This window comes from Enterococcus sp. S22(2020), from assembly GCF_020295385.1.
GTDB classification, from domain to species: Bacteria; Bacillota; Bacilli; order Lactobacillales; family Enterococcaceae; genus Enterococcus_L; species Enterococcus_L dunnyi.
The window spans coordinates 181,021-206,970 of the sequence record NZ_JACFUD010000002.1 but is presented as its reverse complement, the minus strand read 5'-3'; the positions used below and the strand labels follow the sequence as shown (position 1 = coordinate 206,970).

The 25,950-nt window shown below is 37.8% G+C and carries 23 protein-coding genes; 2 read left to right on the top strand and 21 right to left on the bottom strand.

Annotated elements, in window-relative coordinates; translation table 11 throughout:
• Positions 1–64: 64 nt before the first annotated feature.
• Positions 65–3,148 carry a hypothetical protein gene (locus H3T55_RS03940; protein ID WP_225533430.1) on the bottom strand — a complete coding sequence of 1,028 codons (3,084 nt, stop codon included), beginning with the start codon at positions 3,146–3,148 and terminating at the stop codon, positions 65–67.
• A gap of 185 nt (positions 3,149–3,333) precedes the next feature.
• Between H3T55_RS03940 and H3T55_RS03935 the strand changes: the two genes are divergently transcribed.
• Entirely contained in the window at positions 3,334–4,827 is a 1,494-nt protein-coding gene (locus tag H3T55_RS03935; protein WP_225533429.1) for a helix-turn-helix domain-containing protein, read from the top strand.
• Positions 4,828–4,912: 85 nt separating this feature from the next.
• On the opposite strand, the gene H3T55_RS03930 is transcribed toward H3T55_RS03935, so the two are convergent.
• From H3T55_RS03930 to H3T55_RS03850, 17 genes are all read right to left on the bottom strand, one after another.
• Positions 4,913–5,188: a hypothetical protein gene (locus tag H3T55_RS03930; RefSeq protein WP_087640735.1), complete on the bottom strand. Its 276-nt coding sequence runs from the start codon at positions 5,186–5,188 to the stop codon at positions 4,913–4,915.
• Positions 5,189–5,455: 267 nt separating this feature from the next.
• Positions 5,456–6,559 carry an NADH-dependent flavin oxidoreductase gene (locus H3T55_RS03925; RefSeq protein WP_225533428.1) on the bottom strand — a complete coding sequence of 368 codons (1,104 nt, stop codon included), beginning with the start codon at positions 6,557–6,559 and terminating at the stop codon, positions 5,456–5,458.
• Between the two features lie 85 nt (positions 6,560–6,644).
• The gene (locus tag H3T55_RS03920) at positions 6,645–7,013 is read right to left on the bottom strand and encodes a MarR family winged helix-turn-helix transcriptional regulator (protein WP_087640733.1); all 369 of its coding nucleotides are present in this window, start codon (positions 7,011–7,013) and stop codon (positions 6,645–6,647) included.
• Positions 7,014–7,161: 148 nt separating this feature from the next.
• Positions 7,162–8,475, bottom strand: a complete 1,314-nt coding sequence (locus H3T55_RS03915; RefSeq protein ID WP_225533427.1) for an NCS2 family permease — start codon at positions 8,473–8,475, stop codon at positions 7,162–7,164.
• 241 nt (positions 8,476–8,716) lie between these two features.
• The gene (locus H3T55_RS03910; RefSeq protein WP_225533426.1) at positions 8,717–9,106 is read right to left on the bottom strand and encodes a hypothetical protein; all 390 of its coding nucleotides are present in this window, start codon (positions 9,104–9,106) and stop codon (positions 8,717–8,719) included.
• A gap of 115 nt (positions 9,107–9,221) precedes the next feature.
• The gene (locus H3T55_RS03905) at positions 9,222–9,854 is read right to left on the bottom strand and encodes a hypothetical protein (RefSeq protein ID WP_225533425.1); all 633 of its coding nucleotides are present in this window, start codon (positions 9,852–9,854) and stop codon (positions 9,222–9,224) included.
• 6 nt (positions 9,855–9,860) lie between these two features.
• Entirely contained in the window at positions 9,861–10,514 is a 654-nt protein-coding gene (locus H3T55_RS03900) for a DUF998 domain-containing protein (RefSeq protein ID WP_225533424.1), read from the bottom strand.
• Between the two features lie 45 nt (positions 10,515–10,559).
• Positions 10,560–11,486 (bottom strand): DUF4767 domain-containing protein, encoded by a 927-nt coding sequence (locus H3T55_RS03895; RefSeq protein ID WP_225533423.1) that lies wholly within the window; start codon positions 11,484–11,486, stop codon positions 10,560–10,562.
• Between the two features lie 225 nt (positions 11,487–11,711).
• Positions 11,712–12,362, bottom strand: a complete 651-nt coding sequence (locus H3T55_RS03890) for a bifunctional 4-hydroxy-2-oxoglutarate aldolase/2-dehydro-3-deoxy-phosphogluconate aldolase (RefSeq protein ID WP_225533422.1) — start codon at positions 12,360–12,362, stop codon at positions 11,712–11,714.
• 21 nt (positions 12,363–12,383) lie between these two features.
• Positions 12,384–13,454, bottom strand: coding sequence for a mannonate dehydratase (gene uxuA, locus H3T55_RS03885; protein ID WP_225533421.1), 1,071 nt, complete (start codon positions 13,452–13,454; stop codon positions 12,384–12,386).
• 37 nt (positions 13,455–13,491) lie between these two features.
• A complete protein-coding gene (locus tag H3T55_RS03880) occupies positions 13,492–13,941 on the bottom strand; it encodes a PTS sugar transporter subunit IIA (protein WP_225533420.1) in 450 nt (149 codons plus the stop codon).
• 33 nt (positions 13,942–13,974) lie between these two features.
• The gene (locus H3T55_RS03875) at positions 13,975–14,868 is read right to left on the bottom strand and encodes a hypothetical protein (protein ID WP_225550097.1); all 894 of its coding nucleotides are present in this window, start codon (positions 14,866–14,868) and stop codon (positions 13,975–13,977) included.
• Between the two features lie 32 nt (positions 14,869–14,900).
• The gene (locus H3T55_RS03870; RefSeq protein WP_087640723.1) at positions 14,901–15,407 is read right to left on the bottom strand and encodes a PTS system mannose/fructose/N-acetylgalactosamine-transporter subunit IIB; all 507 of its coding nucleotides are present in this window, start codon (positions 15,405–15,407) and stop codon (positions 14,901–14,903) included.
• Between the two features lie 24 nt (positions 15,408–15,431).
• Entirely contained in the window at positions 15,432–16,289 is an 858-nt protein-coding gene (locus H3T55_RS03865; RefSeq protein ID WP_087640722.1) for a PTS system mannose/fructose/sorbose family transporter subunit IID, read from the bottom strand.
• 20 nt (positions 16,290–16,309) lie between these two features.
• Positions 16,310–17,152 (bottom strand): PTS mannose/fructose/sorbose/N-acetylgalactosamine transporter subunit IIC, encoded by an 843-nt coding sequence (locus H3T55_RS03860; protein WP_225533418.1) that lies wholly within the window; start codon positions 17,150–17,152, stop codon positions 16,310–16,312.
• A gap of 11 nt (positions 17,153–17,163) precedes the next feature.
• The gene (locus tag H3T55_RS03855) at positions 17,164–18,270 is read right to left on the bottom strand and encodes an iron-containing alcohol dehydrogenase family protein (protein WP_225533417.1); all 1,107 of its coding nucleotides are present in this window, start codon (positions 18,268–18,270) and stop codon (positions 17,164–17,166) included.
• Positions 18,271–18,288: 18 nt separating this feature from the next.
• Positions 18,289–19,287, bottom strand: coding sequence for a D-isomer specific 2-hydroxyacid dehydrogenase family protein (locus H3T55_RS03850; protein WP_225533416.1), 999 nt, complete (start codon positions 19,285–19,287; stop codon positions 18,289–18,291).
• A 622-nt stretch (positions 19,288–19,909) separates the two neighbouring features.
• Here H3T55_RS03850 and H3T55_RS03845 point away from each other — a divergent pair.
• Complete coding sequence (locus H3T55_RS03845; protein WP_225533415.1) at positions 19,910–20,800, top strand: MurR/RpiR family transcriptional regulator; 891 nt, start codon at positions 19,910–19,912, stop codon at positions 20,798–20,800.
• Between the two features lie 282 nt (positions 20,801–21,082).
• On the opposite strand, the gene H3T55_RS03840 is transcribed toward H3T55_RS03845, so the two are convergent.
• The 3 genes from H3T55_RS03840 to H3T55_RS03830 form a co-directional block, all read right to left on the bottom strand.
• Positions 21,083–23,464: a BspA family leucine-rich repeat surface protein gene (locus H3T55_RS03840; RefSeq protein WP_225533414.1), complete on the bottom strand. Its 2,382-nt coding sequence runs from the start codon at positions 23,462–23,464 to the stop codon at positions 21,083–21,085.
• A 189-nt stretch (positions 23,465–23,653) separates the two neighbouring features.
• The gene (locus H3T55_RS03835) at positions 23,654–24,481 is read right to left on the bottom strand and encodes a DUF2877 domain-containing protein (protein ID WP_225533413.1); all 828 of its coding nucleotides are present in this window, start codon (positions 24,479–24,481) and stop codon (positions 23,654–23,656) included.
• A 226-nt stretch (positions 24,482–24,707) separates the two neighbouring features.
• A complete protein-coding gene (locus H3T55_RS03830) occupies positions 24,708–25,931 on the bottom strand; it encodes an amidohydrolase family protein (RefSeq protein WP_225533412.1) in 1,224 nt (407 codons plus the stop codon).
• Positions 25,932–25,950 lie beyond the last annotated feature (19 nt).

The following is a 25,950-nucleotide window of genomic DNA, read 5'->3' as shown; positions in this document are numbered from 1 at the left end:
AAAAAGCTGACCTGATTCACGTTCAATTGAATAGACCAGTGCTAACAACATGAGCTTTGTTCTTTTAACCGATCGCTGAATGAAGTAATCGGTTGCCTTCTTGATCCTCAACGATCACTCTATAAGAATAACTTGCTTGATCAGTGAATTCCTGAGGGATGATCGCTTGGAATGATACATCATCGGAAACGCCTGTTGGTAAGCCCCATGAAGTCGGAGCTGCGGAAAGTGCTTCTTTTTTATACACGACTGTTCCTGATTTATCCATGATTTCTAGCTGTTTTTCAGTCTTACTGAAATCCAGTTCCGTTTTGAAATACCCTTCAAATACCAGCTGATTTTGTTTATTCCAATACTTATTGAGTAGTTCGATATCTGTGTTCTCATTTTTGATGATCGAAATACTTGGTCGCTGATTCCAAACTTCTGGTTTTACGATATTTCCTTTGATCACAACTTGTTCCAACTCAGCATAATCATCATGAATCGCACCCATCCGTGAAATCTTTTGGTCTAACGTTAATTCTGTTTCATCAAGTGTTATACCGTCCAGCATTACTGTCATATAAAGGGTATATCTACCTTGTGATATTTGGCCAAGAATATCGTTATCGATAATGAATTGATATCCATTGTATCTACCAGATTGATACCAATCTGTATTTTGGGCAGTAATACCTTCGATTCTATTTCCTGAATCAGCTTCGACTAAGCTGACAGTCTTAGTGATACGTGTAGAATCTGATAGATCCCATCCGTCATTTTCAACAAGTCCTTCGTAGACTAGTCCATAATCTTCCCAATATCCTCGTTCAAATTTTGATGTTGTCGGATACTCTTTTTTTGCTACAGTCAACTCTGTCTGCTCACTTGTCTTATCTGCCATATCTTTTTGATGTCCGATGATTTGAACCGTCACAACATCATTTTCTTGTAGATCGACCTCGTCTGCCAGTGTCAATGAATAATCTGTGTCAGAAAAGACAGTACTTGATCCTACTTCTATTCCATTGACTCTTGCCAGTAAATCATAGGTCCGACCAAATTCTGTGTCTTGTAGAGAAATATGGCCTTTTAATTGATGCTCATGTTCATATATTGTTTCAAGCGTGGCTTCATTTACGACCCATTCCTCATAATGCGTCGCATCTTCAACGATCTGAGTAGTTGTATCACTAGACTTATCCGCTCTTTGCGGCTGTTTACCTATCATGGTAGCTGTAATTTTATCCCCGGCTGCAAGCTTTACATCTGCTGGTAATTCTACTTCAAACTTTTGTCCAGGCTCGACGTCGATTTCGGATAACCTTTCACCATTGATCTTGGTTTCAAGTTTATAGGTACGTTCATAGCTTCTATCTTGTTCACCAATTTCGCCTGTCAGCGCACGGTCAGTATCTGTTACCTCATTTAAAATCGGTGCATTGACCTGCCATTTTTGGTAATCCGTACTATCAACTATAATTGCCTCTGTTTCGGCTGATTTGTCGTCTTTATCATCTTGATGTCCAACCACTTTAGCGATTACTTTATCATCTACATTCAATGATCGTACACTTGTCTCAAATACATATGGTTTTAAAGAAACATCGATTGCGGACTGTTCAGAAACTAGTTCATCATTCACATAGATCAATAAATCATAATAACGCTGAGCTGTACGATTTTGTACCGGCACCTGCCCTTTGATCTTCGTTGCATTTTCATGAAGTGTTGCGTTTGCTAGCACTGGAGCAAAAACTTCCCACTCATCATAGTCGTCCTCATTTTCTGACCCTACGATCATTTCTGTTACAGTACTTGTTTTATCTGCTTTCCCTTCTTCAAAGCCGATGATCGTTGCTTCGACCTTGTCTCCTTTCGATAATCCTTTTATATAAGGAATCAAAATATCTGTGTCATCTTTGAGGTTTTCTTTTTCGTAAATTGTTTTTCCATTAAGGGTTACAAGCAATTTGTACGACCGATTCAATTGATGATTTTGGCTTGGTGTTGAGCCTTGAATAATAAACTCATCTTCATGCGCTTGATTGATTACTGGTGCAGCCACTTCCCAATCTTCCCATGAAATGATGTCTGTTTCATTCACAGCAAATCGCTCATCTGAGTATTTTACATTGATGATGCCATTGCCATTCGTATTTTTTTCTACTCCTTTGACTTTAGCAGAAACCACATCGTTATCTGCTAGATAGTCGCCAAAATCGAATTCCCAGCTACCATCTTCTTTCATCGTTAGCTCTTTATATACTTCGCCATTTACTAGCAATTCGACAGAATAGGTTGTAGGATGCTCATTGCGCTCATCTTGTAGTCCATTCCCATAAAAATAAGCAGGCTCTTCTTCCAATCGATATAAAGTTGTCTCTTCGACAGGATTTTCGATCCATGAATCAAGAATGCTTTCTCCGTTGACTACAGAAACGATCGAGCCTTTGCCGCCAATCGTCAACCAGTCAGCAGAACTGGTACGTGAGCGAATGACATAATCATTTTCTCTTTCTACTAGACGGCCTGTCTCTTTACGCCATTTTCCTAAATCGATGAATAGATCTGTTTCGATCGTTACAGAGCTTAAGCTTGTTGTATAATTCGGTGTTTTATACACGATTTTCTTTCCGTCTTCTTCGTAATTCATCGTCTCAGAATTAAATAATGATACTTTTTTCCCCCAGACATCCTTTTCGATAGATTTTTTTGCACTTCCTAAACCACTGGGACGCGTGACCGTTCCACGAATATATTTTTCAAATCCAGGCGTGCTAAAAAACTCAGCGGTGATTTCTTTGTCCAAAAAGATCTCTTGCTTGTATTGCGCGCTGACACCTGCACTGAATGAAGATTTTCCTTTTGTTTGAATATGTAATACATCTTCATTAGCACTCAGTTCTTGAAATGAATCTCTGAAACCTGTATTCAAATTTGCATAAGGAATCGAATCATCTTGTTTTTCTAGAATGGATGTAGCTGTTGGTTGAAAATCGTTTTGCTCTTTTGCTGTCTCATTTAATTTTTTTTCGTTTGTTTGTGAACTTTCCATTTCTTTTGCTAAATGATGCGTACTATAAAATAAAGAACCTATAACTGCAATCATCAAGCATGTTTGTTTGCTAAATACTTTTGTATAGAAACGTCTTTTTTTACTCATTTCTGCTCCTCCACTTCTCTCATTTTCACAAACTCATTATAGGAGATAGCATCGTACAATGGAGGTCAAAAATGACAGTTGATTAAACGAACATTTTGATCTTAACCTGTTTTACTTGCTAAAATAAAAAATTTCATTATACTGTAGCATTACCAAACATAATTAACTGAAAAGAGGAAATACCTTTGAATCATTCACCTATTTTTGATAACGGAACACGAATCAAACTGGAACTTTTAACAATTATCGGTAACGCCTCGACCTGGTTTAGTTCTGAAAATCTCTCTATGATGATTTCGATCGAAAAAAAAACCATTTTAAAATATTGTAAAGAACTTGATTCAGATGCAATCAGCTTTAATGACGGCATCACTATCCATATCAATAAAAGCAAAGGCATTTTTTTAGAAAAGAAAGATGAACTTTCTTTAGTGAAATTCAAATTATTTATTATAGAAAACACTTTGGCAGTCAAATTAATGAAACGCCTATTTTTTAATCAGCCTTGTAGTTTGGCCCAATTAGAACAAGAGCTTTTTATTAGCGAATCAACGATCCGCAGAAAAATTCGAACCTTTAAATCTATTGTCGCTGAGCATGATATTTCGATTGCTTATAAGAATAATAACTATGTACTAACAGGTGATGAAGCTCAAATACGGATGTATTCACTGATGGCTTTTTGGATCACGTACAAAGGAAATACTTGGCCATTCCCAACTATTGATGAAAAGAAGATCGTAAAGACGATCGATGCATTTTTGACGCATCACGGAATAAGCGGAGCTTCGATCAATGAAACAGATAAACGACTGCTGACCTATATTTTTACGATCACAATCATCCGTTATCACTTGGGAAACTCGATAACTTGGCAAAAAAGTTGGGATCCTTATATTCCAACGAATGCTCCTTTTGATTCAGGAAAAGTTCTACAAGATTATTTTTTGCCGAAGGATGAGCTCAATTTCTTTTATTTGATTCTTCAAACTTTCGTGAAAACCTACGATTTCAATGAGATCGGTTCACAAATCATCACCGCACATCAAAACAATCAGACTCAAGCATTTTTAGCCACGGAGCTTTTTTTCTCTAGAGTGCAAGAATACTTTGGTTTCACATTAGATGAACGTACAAAACAAAAAACGTATGGCTTTCTTTTGTCCAGTCATCTATTTGCAGATATATTCAAGAGTTTTAAATTAGGTATCAGCGGTGTCGATATCAATCAGGAGGCTAAAGAAAGCTTTCCAACACTTTCCAAAAAACTTTACGCATTCATTGAGGAGCTGGCTAAAACAGCTGACCTGCCCTTGTTCCAAGAAAGAGATACATTGCATATGCGGTATATACTGCTCTTTTCAACCTTTGAATCTTTGACTGTTTTTGAACCCGTGATTCGTATTTACTTCGAAAGTGATCTACCTGATTTTTCAGAAAAGATTATAAAAGATACGATCAGTAATATGTTTACGAATTGGTATAATATTTCATTTAATACACAAAGTGATCAACCAAGTGATTTAGTTATTATTACCAGCTCGATGCCGAGGATTCAAAATATCGACTTAGAGGAAAAAGAAGTGCTCTATATTGATTCGACCCTTTCTGTTGACGATTTTTTCACGCTAAATCAAGTACTAAAAAAATTACGGATAAATAAATCCCTTACGAAGTAAAAAAACTGCGCAGCTGATTCCATGAATCAACAACACAGTTTTTTTTATTACAGACAAATTATAAAACGCTTTCATTAAAATCCTATCACAATCCGCCTAAACTTGCTAAATAAAAATCCATTGTATAGTAACGATAATCACTTTTAGAATACTTGGATTTCGTATCCTCTAATTGGCTGATCAACTCAAGCCGTTGCGCTTCTGTCACTTCTTCCCAATCTTTCTCGTCTGTTCTACAGTACAATCTAAAGGGTAATTCAACATCCATATGGACTTCCAAAAAGTCTTTTGGCTCTCCTAAGCCATGATATTCAACATCTGTAATGATTTCACCGACATAATTTAAATAGTTTTTGCTCATTTTACCGTACCTCCTAATATTTTTTTAGTCAACAAAAATATTTTTCTTTATATATAAATTGTACTAGAAAACGCTTAAATACTCAACTGATTTTTGCTTCAACTTGATAGATTCATCTATTTTTTCTATAAAAAAGTATCCGAACAAAACTAGAAAACAGTTTTGTTCGGACACTGGCTCTTAATAAATGTTGGCATAAAATCAGGTTCTTCGGCAATTACTTTATTCTGATCGCTCAAACCTAAACGTCTTTGTCTTATCTTCTTGTTATTTCAATCGTTCTGGCATCATCATTTGTAAAAAGCCCCAGACACCATTGCTGATTCGTAATTCTTCTCGATCATAGTGAGATAATTCTGTTCGAATCAATGATTCTTTGTCGTCCAATATTTTTTGTGTCCAATGCGGATCGATCAAAATAGCACGACCAACAGCAACTAAGTCTGTTGTTTCTAATACCGTTTCAACATCTTTTCTTGTCCGAATATCACCTGCTACGATCAATGGTACTCGGTCTCCGACTGTTTCTTTGATATAAGTCAGAATCGTCTTTTCCTTGAACTCTTCACTAACAGAAACTTTTTTATAGTCATTACTTGACATATGCAAATAATCTAGCGGTTTATCAGCTAATCGATCAACTAAATAAAGTGTATCACTTAAACGAATACCAGGCTCTTCATATTCTTCCGGTGAAAAACGATAACCCACAATAAAATTGTTCACACCTGATTGATCTACAACAGAAGTCACACCATCGACTAATTCATTGATAAATTTGAACCGTTTTTCTAATGAACCGCCCCAATCATCTGTCCGTCGATTAGAATGAGGAGAAAAGAATTGTTGAATCAAATACGTATTCGCTCCATGGATCTCCACGCCATCAAAGCCTGCTTTGATAGCCCGCTCAGTTGCTTTTTTAAATCCCTCTAAAATGTCATAGATTTCCGCTTCTTCCAAAGCTCTTGGTGTTTCAGCATTTGGTCTTTCTGCTGGGATTGCACTTGGCGCCACCGGTTGAACACCTTGTAGTACTTTAGAATCGGTCATACGACCGCCATGAAAAATTTGTAAAATAGCTTTGGTTCCATTCTTTTTGATTGCTGCCGCTAATTTTGATAAACCAGGAATAAAGCGATCATCATATACGCCTAATTCACCATCCCAGCCTTTACCACCTTCATGAACATTAGCTGCTGCTGTTATAAACGCACCGGCTTCACCCGAACGTAATGCGTAATAGTCGATTTCATCATTTGTAACGACTCCATCGAAAAAAGACATTTTCGTTGTCATAGGGGCGATAACGATTCTATTTTTTAAAGTTAATCCTCGTTTAAATGTTAATTTTTCGTCTAAATGATTCATTGTTCTCTCTCCTCTTAAAAAGTTGTATGCACATGCATGTATTTATAATAAAAGAACGGAGACTAAAATGCAAGTGTTTTGTCTCCTAACTGAAATACTCCTTCAAAATAACATCTACATCCTTTTCGATCGACGTTAGAAGTTTTTTCCCAGCAGTTGTTATTCCTATGTATACCCCACGTTTATCATCTGTACAGGTCTTCTTTCCAATCAATTGTGGTTCTTTTTGCTCCAGCCGATCGATCAGGCGAGACAAGGCACTTTGACTTAAACATAAATAATTCCCTAAATCATTTTGGCGCATACGACTACCATGTCGATTTAGCTGATATAACGCGTAATATTCACTAAGCGTTAGATGATTGGTCCTTTTTAACAATTCCTCTAACTGCTTTTCAGCTATAGACTGTTTCTCTCGTTCATCCAACCATTGAGAAATCAATGATGTCTCCATGTACTCCCTCCTTACTCAAAGTTTTCAATACAACCTATTCTGCTTGTTTTTGTCTAAAAAGTCAAAGATTAAAAACCTAAGTGAGGTTGAAAGAGACTGGGAATAACTCGTAGAGTTAGGTCCCAGTCTCGCCTCAGACTTTTTACTATTATTTCACATTCAAAATCCACATAAATCCAATAAAAACAAAGAACAACGCATACATGATCGGAGAAACTTCTTTCCCGCGTTTTGCAGCGATCATTGTGATCGGGTAAAAAATGAACCCTAATGCGATCCCGTCTGAAATGCTATAAGTCAGGGGCATTCCCAACAAGATCAAGAAGGAAGGAATCGCTATTTCCATTTCTTTCCATTTGATTTGACTTAGTGATTGAGCCATCAAAACACCTACTACGATCAGCGCCGGAGCAGTTACTTGTGAGGTCACGACTGAAAGCAATGGTGAGAAAAATAGCCCAACGATAAATAATAGCCCTGTTGTTACTGCTGTCAGTCCTGAACGACCGCCTACAGCAATACCAGCAGAGGACTCAACATAAGCCCCTACTGGAGAAGTCCCCAAAAGCGAACCTGCCAGCATCGCAGTAGAATCTGCAGCTAAGGCTTTCCCTACTCTAGGCATTTTGTTGTCTTTCATAAAACCAGCCTGATTAGCCAATCCAACAAGTGTACCTGCTGTATCAAAAAAAGTAACCAGTAAAAACGTCAAAACAACGACCCACAATTGAATCGAATTAATATCACCTACATGCTTTAAAGCTACTAAAAATGTTGGTTTTAAGCTAGGTGCGCCTGAAACCAGTTTATCAGGCATTTGGATCAAACCTGTTATTAGTCCTAAAATCGTTGTTGCTGCCATTCCGATAAAAATACCGCCAGGTACACGGCGAACTAATAATACCGCCGTTACAACTAAACCAAAAATCGTCAGCCAAGTCGTTCCTATATTCAATGGTCCTAACGCAACTAGCGTCGATTCGTTCGACACGATGATTCCGCCTTCACTTAGTCCAAGAAACGCAATGAATAAGCCGATACCACCAGAAATGGCATATTTTAAATCTGCTGGTATCGCATCAATGATCAGCTCGCGTAATTTAAATACTGTAATCAAAATAAAAATCAGTGATGCCACAAAAACACCAGCTAAAGCTGTTTCCCAAGGAATCCCCATTCCTACACAAACAGAATAAGAAAAGAACGCATTGATTCCAAGTGCTGGAGCTGTTGCTATTGGATAACGTGCTACTATCCCCATCAAGATACACCCCAAAGCACTAGCTAAAGCTGTTGCAGTAAATACTGCTCCTTCATCCATACCAGAAGCGCCTAAAACGGTCGGATTGACAAACAAGATATAAGCCATTGAAATAAATGTCGTAAACCCAGCCAATACTTCACGCTTAACACTTGTATTTAATTTTTCAATCTCAAAATAGGAAACAATTTTTTCTTTCATTCGTATCCTCCTAAAAAATCTGAACAATAAAATGTTCGTAAAAAATGCATTTTATGAATTACACAACGTGTTTAATCATATAATAAACGAAAGAATAAGTAAATATAAAAGTATAGAATAAAAGAAAGACGAACATTAGAACGATAGTATAAGATTTATTTTTCCCGATGTCATCCTCAAAAAAAGAACCAGATAGCCTAAACAGCTCTCTAGTTCTTCGATATTTTGACCAATTTTAGGACTATTTTTTCTCAAAGCCCATGTCAGTTAATTCTTTTTCACCAGCTTTGAAGCTAGATCCTGATTTTACGCTGCCAGCAGGTGCATCGTAGGTGATCACTGTCTCTTTTTTAGAGTATTTCACTTTCACATCTTCTAAGTTTGAAGAAGATTTAAACGCTTCTACCACTTGTTCAGAAGCGGCTTCATCTGTGATCATCAGCTTTTCATTGTCAAAGACAGCTTTTGCTGATGCTCCAGTGATCTTGTCGCCTTTGTGCTCAACAATGATCGATACTTCTGTTCCAGCTACAGGTGATTGCGTGAACGTCGTCGTTTCCGCTTTTCCTCCACATGCTACTAAAACCAACAACATTACAAATACTGATATAACCCCTAGAATTTTTTTCATTTGTTCCTCCTTAAATTTTAATTCCAGACTTCATTATATCAAACCGTATCTTAAAATAAAACATAATTATAAAAAAAAGATAATTAATAGATTTAAAAAGTAGCTACTTGTACTTTTAATACGCCTTTGCAAAAATATTTTCTGGATATTGACCGCTAAAATTAGTCCCCATCTGGTCGTCATATTCTGGACTTCCTTTATAGACTAAGCTTCCTGCCATTCCGCCCATCACGCTTCCCGTCGAAGTTTCTGGAAATTCTCCGTTTGGCACTGGTTGTCCTATTGTCATTAGATTTCCATGGATATATTGTTGATCCTCCACACTTTCCGGATCGAATCCATAAAGTCTTGTAACCAACTCTAATGCGCGGGCATAATCTGATCGATTGTATTTCGAATAAAATGCAGTCACCTCTTCTTCTGTAACAGGATTCTCTATGATCTCTGGTTGACTTGCCTGCGACTCTACTGGTGCAGACGTTTCAGAAGCTGCCATCGTTGTTTCACTTGTCTGCTCTGAGCTTTCCAATGTAGAGGTAGATTCCGCAGAGGTACTAGATAAACTGCTGGATGTTTGAGCAGTGCTTTGAGAGCTAACTGTACTATTTTCACTACTTGCTGTTTCTTTCGTTACTTGATCCACTTTTTGATTCTGACACCCAGCAGCTATCCCAAGTATAGCGATACTGAGTACGCTAATAATTCCCCAACGCTTGTTCCATGTGTTCTTTAATTGACGCTCTGACATCTTTTCTTACTCTCCTTTTTCTTTAGTGTCTCTTATTTGCTGAATAGACAAAATAGCTAATGGTAGATAATTGAAAATGAAACTAATTCGCTGGCACAAACCAATTTTATTCAACAATGGTAATTCATTGATAGCAGGTATTCGTGCAAGGCCGTAGATCCCTGCACTGAGTAAACTGAGTACAAGTAAAAATGAATAATAATGAACAAGTTTTCTGTTGCCTTGCTTTCTATAAACAAGAATCAAAAAAAGAGGAAACAATAAGAACCCAGCATACCCCAACCCAGAACCTATATTATGAACCCACGTTGAAAACGTCCAAGCGCTTTTTCCCGTATCTATACTAAACAACCCAGTAAAAATACAATCGCCTACTCCATAAAATCCTACTGCACCAGTCACTATAAGTGCTAATGGCTGAGAGATCTCAGAAAATCTCTGATAGATTGCCGGCAATGCCAAAACAAAAAACATCCCGGAAATCACTGACCAAACTAAAAACGCTTGGCGAACTGGACTATTCACATCGCCAAAAACACTGATCACCATCGTTAGCTGATTCATTTTTGGATAAAATAAACCTAAAATATAGGGTGTTAAGAAATCACTGATCACGCCCAATAGCAGAAAATACCAGCCATATTTTTTTAAAAGACTCATTATTATCCCCCATCTTCCTTTTGTCACTCACCTGTTAAAAGAAACTCATCCACCGACGATCTGAGCAAACCCACTATTCAAGTCTGCATTTTGGGTCGTGGTAAAATAAACTAGATTCTCAGCATTCCCTTGATTTTGTTGTGTAATCAAGACTATCGCCTGACCGTTGAAAATCGTAAATAGATACAGATGGTTATTCATCGTCGCTCCTGTTGTTCCCATATCTGAGTATATCGCTACAACATTGTATACATTATCTGTGAGACCGCTATCCGACCATTGAACAGCTACTCGACTGCCATTGACCGCAATATTGTTGTTAGCAAATGTACTTGGAAAATTGATTCCATACCAATTTACCTGCATATTAGGTGAATATTCTATATAAGACTGATCCATACTTTGACCCCAACCAGCCATGAACTGAACTAATTCTGTCCGCTTCTCTTGATTCCAAGGTACATTGGGTTCAGACTTTGCCTCTACTTTCGGTGTCTCTTCTACGCTTGATGACTCCTGTACTTTTTCAGTTGTTTCTTTTGTTTCTTCTTTTTTCTTGTATTCTATCGGGTATGTATTTTCTTTAGCTAGCTCTTTGATCATTTCCTGAATATAAGATTTGAACAGCGTTGATCCGCCTTTTATCTCACTTAACTCTGCTAATTTTTCTAAGGATGCTGCGTATTCTTTTTTCTCTTTTGATTCAGTTGCTTCTTTATAGAGACTCACCTGTTTCAGTAAGGCTTGTGCTTCCTTTTCCTTTTTATACTCCAGTGCTAATTGAAATGATGCTTGCGCCTTGGACATATCCTTTTCGATCAAGGCTTCTTTTCCTTTCGCAAGTGCTGAATCGTAGGCTGACGCTTTCACGCTGCTCGTTGTTTCGTTTGTTTTTCCTTTACTTGACTCATTACCGCCGGAACAGCCCGTAACCAATAACAGCAGTACAACGCCCAAAGCAATCTTTTTCATTTGCTCTACTCCTTTTCCTTTACCCCATATTTCTGTCTGATCTTACTGACAATTATACCCAAACTTCCAATGAAAGTAACGCTTAATCACAGACAAAAAAAGAGTGCGGACAAACCTAAAAATCAGTTTTGTTTCGCACTCTAAGAATTAACGACTAGCTTATTTCAAAAGGAGATAAACACTTTGCTCCCAAACTCTTTTCTATGTCTTATTTTAATCAGGTTTTTATTTTTTAGTTGCAGCTATTTTCTGTACTAGAGCCTTTAGTTCATTATTCGCTGTCACACCATCATCTTGTTTTATGCATTGTTCAGAGATAATAAATGAACCACCCACAGCCACGATATGCTCATTTGCGACATATTCGAGAACATTGTGCTTGTCTATACCGCCCGTTGGTAAAAAGGTCATATCATAAAACGGGCCACTCAACGCCTTGATCGCCTGAAGACCGCCATAAACATCCGCTGGGAAAAATTTAACGGTCTTAAGACCATACTCTGAGGCTTTTTGAATATCTCCTGGAGTAGCCGTTCCCGGAAATACAGGAATGTCTTCTTGTAAACAATACTCGATCACCTCTGGAACGATAGCGGGTGAAACAATGAACTTTGCTCCACTTGCAACTGCTATTTTGGCTTGCTCGAGCGTTCGAACGGTTCCCGCTCCCACAATCAACTTTCCAGATGCTGCTAAAGTTTGGATTGCTTCTGATGCCAGCTGACTTCGAAACGTAACTTCAATCAGACGAATATCATTTTGAAGTAAAATCTCTTCCAGTTTTGTCAAATAACGACTGTCTGTTGCCGTATACAGCGGCAGCAGTTTCGTTATCGCTAATTGTTGATACACCTCTTGTGTTATGCTTTTATCCACTTGCCCGCCCCTTTCATTGTCTTAATTACGCTCATTTTTGATGATCGCCTCATGCAATCCTTGTAAATAGCTGATGCCTAATGCCCGATCATATAAGCCATATCCCGGCATTGCAATTTCACCCCATATGGTTCGTCCATGATCCGGTCGAATGACACCATCAAAACCAACCTCTACTAGTGCCTTCATGATTGCATACATATCCAGCGATCCTTCTGTACTTAAATGTGCGGTTTCTTTGAATTTCTTTTCACCCATAAAGCCAACATTACGAAAATGAACAAAATTGATTCGATGCCCAACTTGACGGATCATCTCAACCAAATCATTATTTGGATCCGCGCCTAAAGAACCCGTGCAAAACGTGATTCCATTGTACGGAGAATCTATGATATCCATAATTCTTTTTAGATCTGATAAATTCTTGGTAATACGCGGAAACCCAAAAATCTCCCAAGGTGGATCGTCCGGATGGATCGCTAACCTGACATCTGCCTCTTCACAAACAGGGATCACTTTCAACAGGAAGTATTTTAGATTTTCAAATAAATCTTCTTCTGTCACACCCTCATAAATTTTGACCAGTCCATCAAATTTCTTTAGCCGTTCTTCTTCCCAGCCAGGTAAACTAAAGCCCTTTGACTGGCTATGGATGAGCTTATACATCTCACTTGGCTCCATTCCATCGACCACAGCCTGATCATAAACAAGAGAAAAACTGCCATCGCTATTTTCATAGGCTAAAGAGGTTTTTGCCCAGCCAAAAATCGGTTTAAAACTGTAGCAAACCATTTTTATGCCGCATTTAGAAAGATTACGAATCGTCTCGATATAATTTTCGATATACTGATCTCGATCAGCCGTGCCAGCCTTGATCGAATCATGGATCGCAACACTTTCGATGCCTAGTAACTCTAATCCGCCTGTTTCTACAGAATTTTTCAACTCCTGAATCTCATCGACTGCCCACACATCTCCCGGCAGTTTATTTAACAGTGTCCCTACAATTCCGTTGATTCCTGGAATTTGCGTCACATGTTGTAGTGGTATCGTGTCTTTTTTTTCACCATACCATCTAAATCCCCACTTCATGGTGCCTCATCTCCCACTCTTTTGACTTTTTATTTGATCAAAACTCATCGTCATCATCATCGGCTTTTGTTTCAATCATCGAAACATGCCAAATCCCTAAGCCATTTTCACCTTGTGCAATGACTGTTTCCGGAATCTGTTCGATTGGCGTCTCTAGTAACTGATGATTGATGGTTTCAAGCAGCATCGGCAAATTAGCCCCGCTGATGATATAGACTTTTTCCTGCATTTTCTTTTCTAATTCTCTGATCGTAAGCAATGCCTGATTGTATGGGCTCGCACTCACTAAATCAACGAAGACAACAACGCCATTTCCTTGATCAACAAGCTGTATCGCCTGTTCGATTTTTTCTCCAAGTTTTTGAATGTCTTCTCCTTGATTCAAACTGACTGTAGCAATATTTTCAGTAGCTCCCATGATTACTTCAGCCGCATCTTTTAAACCAGTGCTTAGCGCACCATGTGTCGCAATAACGATTCCAAGCATTCTTTTGACTCCTTTCAAAAAGGATTTTTGGCTTTAGTTCGTAAAAAAATCCTTGAGTTGTTTTAGTTTATTTCGATCGATTTCCTTTTGATTCAATGTAGCTTTCTCAAGAAAATACCTTTTTCCTTGCCCTGTTTCACTTACTTTGGCTCCGAAAATGTAATTGATTTTAGGATCACTGCCTTGGTGAGTGATAAATGACTGCTCTGCTTTTTCAGTGATTCGCTGACCAATAAAATGAAGCTCTTCCTGACTGCCGACACAATCTAAATAATAAATCTGCGCTGACGATCGACACGTTTCTTTCAGCAAAGTTAATCCTTGATCACCAAAACAACCTTCATCTAAAAAAGCGAATGCCGTTTTAGAATTCGTGTGTGCAGCAATCAGACTTACTAATGCCAAAATAGAAGATGTATTTCGAACCGCGTTTTTTCGACTAGAGAGTCCTTTGGCAAGTTTACTAAACAGAAAAAAGTAAAGGCCATAACACAGGATCGCCACCCATGTAGAAAGTTTTCCTAAATGAAACGCTTCTGTCATGCTATTCATATAAACGACTGTCGTAACCAGCCCAAGAAGTAAAAACAAAGACAAGCTGACTAGAATGAAACGAACGGTTGCCTGTCTTTGTTTGGTTCGATCAAATAGCTGATAAGAGCCAAAACTTCTGAGAGGGGTATCATAATAGGTACAAATGATCCGATCGGCTGTTTCAATATTTCCGACGTAAACATTGCTGGAAATATACTGTTTTTTTTGCTGATATTCGATCACCTGAATATCTTCACGCAGCTTAGCGATATCTGTGACTAATGTAGCTAAAAAACGTTGCTTTTGCTTTTTTGTCCGTCTAACTTTATTAAGGTGCTGATAGTGAAAAATCCAGTCTTCCAGCTGATCGTTTCGTTCCATCTTATGATTCACTTCCCATCCTATCTTGACTCGTTGATCTTTTTTTATAAATTAAATTTTGCCAAAACTTCCTTCAGCATTGATTTAGGTGCTGAAGGTGTAGCTTGAAAATAGATATCTTCCACACCGTAATTTTCATTTAAGTCTTTTAATTTTTCTGCATCCGATCGATTCAAATACACGGATTTGGTGACTAATAAATCTTTCTCTGGATCTTTTTGAGCAATCCCACCGATATTCAGTTCCTTCATCGGTACGCCATGTGTGACTAGATCATAAATCACACTGATCGTTTTCGTGATCAAAATGCAGTTATATTCTTTAAAATTATACTCATCCCAATAAAATTTGGCTTTATCTGGTGTAATGACGATCGTTTTTTGTCCAGTTCGTCCCCCAGCACTTTTATATAATTCACGCATAAATTTATCTTTTGCAACCACATCATCCACCACAAAAATCGAATTTACACCGCTCTTTTGTGATAACGTCATCATAACTTGTCCATGGATCAAGCGCTCATCTACACGAGCTAAATTGATAACACCCATCTCTATTCACATCCTCTTCTTGTTTTATAAGATTCCAATAGCAGCCAACACGATCAGGATTCCTGTCAGCCACAGCAGGGCTTGTGTCACTTTCAATCCTTTTTTCGTGTAGAACCAGTAAACACCCATCACCACTGCAAGCGGCAAGATTCCCGGAACGATCTGATCTAAGATATCCTGTATGACAAATTCTCGTCCTGAAATCTTAAATTGCAGTGCAGAGGATACTTTGACATAATTTCCAGCTAGGATTCCCATCATAAATAGTCCCAGTACTGATAAGGTTTCGATTGCATTTTGAACGCCAGAACTTTGCATCAAACCTGTTGCATTACGTCCCATACTGAAGGCCTGACGTGCAAAGAAAACACCTAGGATCGCTTGATACAAAGCAAATGCTACAAATGGAAACAATGCGCCAAGTGCACTCCCTTGTTCAGCCCACGGCACCGCTATAGCAATAAAAATGTATTGCACTGTTCCTGAATCAATGGCATCCCCGATCCCAGCAAGTGCTCCCATCAGCCCTGCTTTCGTGTTATACATCAAATCGTCCTGCATCAAAATTTCCGTGCCCTCATGCTCTTCTTGTGCACGCTGTTGCTCCATGGAAGACATCAGTCCTGTAATGACACCGCCGCCCCAGCTTAATTGTGTATTGAAAAAGAGCAGTTGTCTTTTATAGGCTGCTTTTAATTTATCCTCATCTTTATAAAGCTTTCGTAAAATCGGCATCATCGCATAAAGCAGCGAAGGTGCCAGATAGCGTTCAAAAGAATGGGGAATTTCGTTGGCAAAGTGCCATCTAAGATACGCTTTCGTTACATCCTTTTTCGTGATTTCCTCAGGCGCAAGATTTGTACTTTTGTTGATCTCTGTCATTTTATTCCCTCCTATTTCCATTAGAATCCATCATCGTAATCGTCATCATCGTCATCTGAAAAAGTTGCTGCTTCTCCATTACTGCTTTGAGCAACTGGTGCATTCTTACCTTTTTGAGATTGAACAAAAATCAGTGCGATCAATACGCCGAAAATCGCATAAGTCACCATTGTAACTTCCAAGGATTTGAATACGATGCTGATGAAATAAGCCAGAAAGAAAAAGACCATATAATCTTTGCGTCCAATGACATAAATCGTCGTCGCAATACCAATAGCCGCTAAACCGCCGCCGACAACTTCTAATACGTGGATCACGACAGTACCTTCAAGTGCAGTGATCACATCAGCGATCACAGGAGCGCCAAAGTAAAGTGCAACAAAAACTAATGGTACGAATAGAATGAATGACGCAATCGTCGGATACATGATTACTGAGCGGGAAATGGCTTTAGGATTTAAGTCTTCTACTGCTTTATCCGTATATTTCCCTAAAAATGTATTAATAAAGAATCTGAATTGATACAAATAACTGCCCAACAAACCAACAGGAACTGCCACAGCAATCGCTGCTTCAGGTGTTAAATTTCCTAACAATGCGACTGGAACAGCGATTGCCGCTGCAATAGACGGCTCTGCCGGCATTGACCCTCCTGGTGAGAAAACACCCATATAAATCATTTGCAAAGCCGCTGTTACGATCATTGCCTGCGCAACATCTCCCATCACTAACCCAACGATCAGCCCTGTCATCAAAGGCGAGAACCGTAAGGTAAGAGTCGCTCCTCCCCCTAACCATCTTGACATGACCGCCGCTGTCCACAATGCGATCAAGAAACTTTGCATCACACTTAATGTTTCCATATGTCCTCCTTCTATTCCCTTTTTTCTTTTATATATTCTTCCAGCGACAGCAATGCATTTTTCAATGAAGATCGAGTGGTCGTTACAGGAATCAGATGAACCTTTTCCTTAGAATCAATAAATTCAATAATCTCATCGATCACACTTTCCTCAGGATGAATGCCCATTTGCTGTAAAGATACTGGTAGTTCCAATGCTTGATAAAACGGCAGCAGTTGATCGATCAGGTGCCATTTCTCTTCTAATGCCAATTGATAAAAGATCCCATAGGCGACTTTTTCACCATGTAAAAACGGATGACTTTCAGGAATATATTTGCTCATACCGTCATGCATTGCATGCGCCGCTGCATTTCTAGCATATTTATCACCTAACCCGCCAACCATTCCAGCTACTGCAAAAATGATTTCTGATAAGTGAACAAATTCTTCTGAAAGAACTCCTTGCTTCATATCTTCGATCGCCTTGACCGAATCCTGCATGATAGCCTCTTTACACAATTTTGCTGTGAAAGCTGCAAGCTGTAAAAAAGGCTCATTTCTCAAATGCTCCTGTTGTAAAATCGCGTCTGATTCATACCACTTGGCTAACGTATCTGCTAATCCTGCGATAAAATAATCGACAGGAGCATCGATCACTAGTCTTGGATCAGTAATCAAAAATGCCGCTTGTCTTAAATAGTGTTCTGTTTTTCCCTCTGCTTCTCCAGATTCTTTATACATAACAGATAACGGTGTCCACGGCGCGCAATTACTTGCCAACGTAGGGATCAAGCCAAAATCAAGATCGAGCAGATGTGCTGCATACCCTACTAAATCTGCCAACTTTCCCCCGCCTACTCCAATGATAAAATCGATATCAGCAGCTTTCGACAACTCTACGATCCTATCGGCGCTATAATAGCTGCATTCTCCTGAATATTGATGATAGGTAAATGCATACTTCGCACGCTCAACAAAGCTCAGATAGGTTTTCGCTTTTTCCCATGAAACCGTTCCGTGAACGATCAAAATTTTTTTAGCCTCATATTCTTCCAACACATCTGGTACTTTTTCAATTGCATCTTCATGATATTCGTAAAACTGCGGACCAACTTTTACCTTTAGATCATTTAACATCTTATTCACTCCTATTCATTAAACAGTCACATGGCTGTGTGCTTGAACAGTTCGTTCCGGTAATCTGCCTGCTGCAACATCTTCAACATCCCGTACACATTTTTCGCCCATCGCTTCAAGACATTCCATCGTATACGCAGAGGTATGCGGCGTCATGACAACATTTTCCAACATTAAATAGGGATGATCTTTACGCCCTGGTTCTTCTTCTAAAACATCTGTGGCAAAGCCGGCGATCTTCCCGCTTTTTAAACCGTTTACAATCGCATCTTCATCAACTAAAGCTCCTCTTGCGCTATTTGATATATATACATTGTCTTTCATTTTTTCGATTTCTTTATACGAAATCATATGATAATTATCCTCCGTGAGGTTCGCGCATAAACAAATGATATCTGCAGATGTCAAAAGCTCTTCAAGTTCAACTTTTTTAGCGCCATAGCTTTGAATATGTCGCTCTGATTTGTATGGATCATATGCTAGCACTTCACAACGAAAACCATTCCTGACGATTTCAACCACTGCACTGCCCGTATTCCCAACTCCGATCACACCGACCGTTTTGTTAAACAATGTCCGTCCGACAAATCGTGCCCGATTCTCCCATAGATCTTCCCTAACGCTTAGATCCGCTTCCACCGTTCGTCGTAAAATCGTCATCAAATTCGTCACATTATTTTCGGCTACTGCATCACGTTCGACTAATGCAGGAATGATCGAAACAATCGTATGATGCTTTTCTGCCGCAACAATATCTATGTTGTTATAGCCGATGCCATGTCTGGAAATCAATAATAGCTCATCTTTATGTTCAAAAAATTCCTCTGTAAAAAACGGGGTAACACTAGCAATAATAACGTTGAATCCTTGAAGAACCTTTGCTAATTCACGACCAGAAATTTCAGAATCGACTGTTACATATTCAACCTTGCCAATTGCTTCTAAACGCTTGATATGATCTGGAAAAACTTTTCCAAAACTACTGGAATTAACAATTGCAATCGTAAACTTTGACATGCTCTCACTCCTTTTACGGCTTCTACAGTATTCACTGTACTGTATCAACTGCTTTCTTTTGGAAAAATAAGCACGCTTTTTACTATCGATAGTTTTTGAAACAAAGCGTATTCAGTTAAACGTTTTTGTTTTCCGTACTGAACACCTAAATAGTACTTCTTAAAAAAAATTATGTAAAGGTTTGCAACAAATAAAAAATATTTTTTATTTTAATGATAAAACCTTTCATCTAAAAGGTTTTGAAAGCGCATTCATCCATTTGTGTAAACCTTATGAAAATGAATCTTCATTCTAATTAATGAATGATTTTTCTCTTCATTCAAAGCACATTAGATATCACATTTGACTCTCTGAACTAAAATAATTATTGGAAATTTCTCTTCTTCATTATCAGAAAAGAAGCGCCAAAGAATCCAGATAACATCGCGTTTTTCTATAATAATTTTCTAAAAAAATAAAAATTGTTTTTTACATTTTTATTCTCTATAATGATGTCTAAGAATTAGTCACCCTTTTTTCGTCGAAATGAGCTAAAATAAACAGAAAGCGCTTAATTAGTCATTTCTTTTGCTCAAACTTGATTATTATATATCATTAGATCGAACTATAGATGGAGGTTATTATGAAAAATCATTATCTAGATCAGAGAATACGGTTAAAAAAAGGCAATCTAAGTGAAACGGAACAGAAAATTGCTCACTATTTTGTCCATTCTGACGAAATGCTTTCGAGGAAAACATTAGAAGATATGGCAAATGATATTGAAGTTTCACAGTCATCTATTTATCAATTCGTAAAAAAAATTGGCTACAATGGCTTTCAAGATTTTAAAATCGATATTGCCCGCAATTCGAATTATCAGCCTGCTTTTCAAAATTTAAATATCAATACCGGTGCAGATGATATCCTACCTGAAGATTCCAGCATCGATATCGCAAAAAAAGTTGTCCAGTCTAATATCTACTCATTAAGCAATTCTACTCATTTTTTGACAGAAGAGCTTTTAGACCGTGTATTGACGATTATTTATTCCGCTAAAACCTTACATTTTTTTGGTCTGGGAGGCTCATCGATTGTCGCCTTTGACAGCTTCCACAAATTTATCCGAACAAAATACCGCTGTAATTATATTTTCGACTACCACATGCAGCTCAGTTTCGTTACTAAGCTAACCAGTGAAGATTGTGTGTTTATTTTTTCTCATTCCGGCCAAACCAAAGAATCCGTCAATCTCGCTCGACAAATCAAAAAGACCTCAGCAAAGATCATTGTTTTAACAGGGAATAGCGGTTCCGAGCTAGTTACTTTAGCGAACCAAGCAATCATTGTTTTAACAGAGGAAACCTTATTTAGAACAGAATCACTCGCCTCGCGGATCAGCTATTTGACAGTGATGGATATTTTATATACCAATGTTATGCATCATAATTACGATCAGAATATTGAATCAATCAAAAAAATCAGAGATAATATCAGTACGACGAAGACGAATCCTTATAATTTTACGCCTTGATGTTTTAATTCTTGGTTTTGTTGTCTATTGAAGTTTTTTATTGACAAATCTCTGTTTTCCCAACATATTGAAACTCCTTTTCCTTTGTTAGTTTTATTTAAATTTAGTCTAAAGAAGTAGTATCTATTTTAAGTTAAAACTTTGAATATGTCTTCTCTGAATAATTTGATCCTATAAGTTGTAACCTGCTCTTGAACTTTTTTTACTTCAGTGCTACATTCTGTTAGCTTATACAAACAAAAAACTCCCCTGAATCCAAACAGGTTCAGAGGAGTTTTTTAATTATTGTATTTCTCTAGTATATTTGCCAGGAAGTGACCCATCATACTCGTTTACAAGAGTCAAGGAAGAATCGTATTCAACCAAATGTGTTCCGCTGATACTTGGCCCCGTCCATTTCCCAGTATATGGAGAGGTTGTTTTCTCAGGTAATTTTACCGTATTTTGAAAAATAGCATTCGGGCCTAAGATCATTGTATCTAAATTAGTGGTGTATTCAAACATACTAGTCATATTGGTAGCATTTCTTGTATCAAAATTACTCAAATCAATCGTTTTCAAGTCTTTCAAGTTATAAAACATACTGTTCATCATAGTCACTTGACTAGTATCAAAGTGGCGAATATCCAATTCCTTCAAAGAGGTCAAACCAGAGAATACCCCTCCCATTTTTGTCACATTACTCGTATTGAATCCCGAGATGTTTAATGTTTCTATCGCATTCTTTTTTGTAATACTATTTTGGAAAGGACTCAAAAACATCCCTGTCATATCAGTCACTTTACTTGTATCAAAATTACTAACATCCAGTTCTTTCAGGTTATCCAACTCATAGAACATATAAGCCATATCTGTGACATTGCTAGTATTAAAACTACCGACGTCCAATTTCTCCAACTTCGGAAGTTTGGCAAACATTGAATTCATCGTTTTAACATTACTCGTATCAAAGTTACTGATGTCAAGAGACGTCATTTGACTATCCAAAATCTGATGGTTATTATTTTTGCATGCAAACATATAATCCATTTTCGTTACTTGACTTGTATCAAAGTTACTTAAATTTAATTCTTTTAGAGGCGCTGTCCGATGAAACATATAAGACATATCTGTGACATTACTAGTATCAAAATGATTGACCTCCAGTTTAGAAATACGAATCATTCCTCCAAACATTCCATTCATATTTGTCACCTGACTTGTATCAAATCCAGCCAAATTCAAATTCGTCAAAGAGCTCATATCCTGAAACATGTAAGACATATCTGTCACCTGACTTGTATCAAAGAATGAAAGATCTAAATCAGTGATCTTGTTAAGTGTTGAAAACATTCCACTCATGTTTGTCACATTACTTGTATTAAAATCCCCCAATTCTAGATGTGTGATCGAACGAGAAGGACTAAACATTCTTTCCATCGATTGAACATTTCGCGTGTCCCAATTACTAAGATCTAGCTCTGAAACAGTTACATAGCTAAACATATAGGCCATATTTTCAACACTAGACACATCAAGATAATCTAGACCTTCAAATGTCTCTAAACGATCTATCCCATAAAATAGATAAGAGGATTCTCTATCTGCTTCAACAGTATCAGTAAAAATAAGTTTCTTGATTTCTGTGATCCGGTTACTCGAACCAATTTCTCTGGAAATATTAAATTCTTGATTCGTCGCTGGGAACGTACCTCCCTCAAAAGTAACAGATTGCTCTTCTTCATTCCATGACCACTTAACATCACCAAAATAGCCTAGAATCTTCACTGGGAACCGACCAAGCTCCTGACCGTCTTCATCCAATACTGCAATCACAACAGTGTCATTTGGATCTGTAATGTTTCTTTCGGTATTGATAGAAAAACTGCCGTCTTTAGCGATAGTTGCTTTACCGTAACGTTTTCTATTCACATATAACTGAACTTGTCTAGCTTTGGGATATGAGCTATCTTCGTATGCATAACCCGCTATATTACTATCCTGACCTAAAATAAAATCAGTGATCTCAGCATCTAGATATAATGGGTTTACCGGTACAGTTACTCTGACCAATTCTTTCCCACTATTTGAACCCACAACTTCAACGATATCCTCTGTTTCAATGATTTCGCCAACTTCCACAGGTATTTCAAAAGTATCGTCTGCATTTACAGCAACCGAGCGAATCAGTTCATCGTTCACAAGGAGACTGACAACCCCAACTTGGCTATCTGCACTACCCTGAATTTTTTTATCAAAGAGAGTGAAATAATCTACGTAAAAATTAATCTTTGATTGCTCAATAGAAACCGTTTGCCTATCAAGTTCAACATTCTTTCTATCTAACCCTACGATCTCTACCTTATCACTCATTTTAGTGATCACATCACTAGCTTCAACATCAAAGGTCCCATCTGAATAGACTGCACCATTTCTAATCATTTGATCATTGACGTATAAAACAACTTTCTTGATTGAACTGTCAATGATCCCTGTTACATAGTCATCCAATCCAAGTCTAAACGAATCTGGTTTTACTAATGAAGATTGCTGTGTACTCAGTTCAGCAGGTACTTGCAAATGTGAAACGCTTTCATTTTCAGCAACAGCAATAACTGGAATAAATGATGTACATGCAACAAACAACAAACCTCCAAGACAAATATACTTATTCATTTTTTTCATAAACATACCAACTCCTCACATAATATAACCTAATTATATCACAAAGAAATTATTTTAAAATATATTTTATAATTATTTAGATATAAAAATGATATATATACTATTGATCGTTCTATATTTATGATTAATTTGTCGCTTACTTAATCGAAAATAAAAAACAAGCCAGTAAACGAAAAGACCTTCCTTCTCTTACTGAACTTGCTCTTTTATTACTGCCTTTGTCCCTAATAAAATCCCGTAACACATATCATACCCTGACGTATGACCGATTTCTAAAAGTCGATCGATTTTTTCTTCCAATCCACTCTCTGATATGTTTCCTTCTAATTCTCTCCAAACATCCATCACGACTGAGCTAACATACCCATCAAGTAGCGCATAAAAATAGTTTTCACTAATACTCGTTGTAGCTTTTATATGCTTTTTAATTTGTTCTGACACAATTGGAGCGGCTTTATGCTGATAGGTTTTCAGCATAAATAAATATCCTAATAAGATGTCATCTCCGCTTGGCGTCAATCCTTTACCTCGTCCAATCAAATACGTTACAATCGGCTCTGGATTGATTCCTTTATTTTCAGCTAACTGCGCAAAATAATCGATCTCTTTATTTCCTATAGGCAAACCAATAGCTGATTCTAAGTGTTTTTCTTTCAGTAATCCTGCCAACGACTGGAGCTTTTCTTCATGATAGGGAATCGTTTGGATTTTTAACTCTTCTTTATTCATTGGTGTTAACTGAATCGTCTGAATGCCAAATTTACTATAAACAGTCAATGAATCACGTGTCAATTTGACTAAGTTTCCTTGTTGACAATACGGCTGAAGCTGCTCAAACTGAAACGCTGAAATTTTCATGCCAAAGCTAGATAAAAAATCTTTCGCAGCATTTATATTGATCAAACGATCATTTACAGCTATATTGAATGAACGGTCAAAAACACTATGGATCTTGCCCATTTTTCCAAATACATTCAATGTAGCTAAATATGTACTGATACTTGTTTGTTCTTGCATTTACTTCACCTTCTTAAAAAAAAGAAAGAGTGAGCCTAGAGGCTGAGACAAAAGTGTTTAGCTCCGAGAAATAAGAAGGAATTCACGAAAATTGTTCTACAAATTTTTGTGAATTCCAGCTTATTTCCGAGGGAGCTACTTTTTTCTCGCCGTTGATTCGGGTTTAGAGAGCGAAACAAAACTGATTTTTAGTTTTGTCTTACTCTTAGCCTCTTTCTTTCAACTTTTATCTTAAAATATTGACTTTTTTATCGACTTTCACTGTCACCTTACCGTTTTTGATCACGTAAGAACGTTCTGGGAAATCGATCAATGCAGTTGCTACTGCTTGTGTATCTAATAATACTAAATCTGCTTTTTTGCCGACAGCTAAACCATAATCTTTCAAGCCTAATGCTTTTGCAGGGTTTTCAGTGATCATCGGTAAAACGGTTGGCAGGTCATCTGCTCCGCCAAGGTGTCCAACTGGAACAGCCAACATAGCGATTTGGATCAAGTCGCCATTGCCGTATGGTGTAAAGCCGTTGCGGATATTGTTGGTTGCTAAAGCTACGTTCACACCTGCATCACGTAATTTACGAATCGGTGTGACTGCACGACGAACATTGTATTGATCATTTCGTGCACCTAAGTGCAGGTCTGTAGCAGGTAATGGCATCACGTTGATTTGCGCTTTGACCATTAGATCGATCACTTTAGCTAATTGTTCTGGCTCCATCGCATGAAGAGCAGTCAAATGTCCAACTGATACACGCCCTTCGTAGCCCTCTTTGATAGTTTTTTCACATAGATATTCGATTGACGTATTATCTGCTTCATCTGCAAAATCTTGGTGTAGATCGATGTCTTTATCATACTTCTTAGCGATCTCAAAAATCAAGTCGATATGTTCATTCGCTGGTGCATCGTTATAAGGGATTCCTCCAACAACGTCTGCACCCATTTCCATTGCTTCATACATCATTTTTTCAGTTCCTGGTGCTTTGAAAATCCCTTCTTGCGGGAATGCGACTACTTGCATATCGATCAAGTCTTTGTATTCTTCTTTCAATTTCATGATCGTATTAAAACCTGTAAAGCCTTGTGCCGGATCAAATTCTGCATGGGTTCTAACTGCTGTTGCCCCATGGCTGATGATCATTTCTAATGCTTGTTTGGCACGGCTGTAAATATCTTCTTCTGTAAAGGTCGGTTTCAATTTAGCCGTTACTTGAATGGCTTCCTGTAAGGTACCAGATTTGTTTGGTTCTCTATCTGCGATCAAAGCTTTGTCCAAATGTATATGACTTTCCACTAAACCAGGAATCAACACTCGACCATCTGCTTCGATCACTTCTTTGGCATCTCCAGTGATTTCAGGGGCAATTTCAACGATTTTTCCATTGTCGATCGCTACATCTTGTAACGCTTCGCCATCTTTAATACGTGCTTGTTTGATCAATAAATCCATTTTTTCCACTCCTTATTTT